At 30.4% G+C, this 247-nt stretch carries 1 pseudogene; it reads left to right on the top strand.

Annotated elements, in window-relative coordinates:
- A pseudogene (locus VJI77_RS07645) lies at window positions 1–247 on the top strand (ribonucleoside-diphosphate reductase subunit alpha); the annotation flags it as partial.

Here is a 247-nt window from a genome sequence, read left to right as displayed (position 1 = left end):
AAAAAAGAGAATATAATTCTAAAGAATGGATTGAACTTAAAGAAAAATTTTCTAAAAATGGACTTAGAAATTCTTATCTTTTAGCTGTTGCTCCGACAGGTTCAACTTCTATTATTGCAGGAACTACATCAGGTGTAGACCCTGTTATGATGAGATATTTCCTTGAAGAGAAAAAAGGTTAAATTATTCCAATAGTTGCTCCTGATTTAACTCCAGAAACATTTTTGCTTTATGAAAATGCACATGA

The organism is Parvimonas sp. D2 (assembly GCF_035282635.1).
In the GTDB taxonomy this organism is placed as follows: Bacteria; Bacillota; Clostridia; order Tissierellales; family Peptoniphilaceae; genus Parvimonas.
The sequence above is the reverse complement of the archived record's forward strand: the minus strand, read 5'-3'. Positions and strand labels throughout refer to the sequence as shown.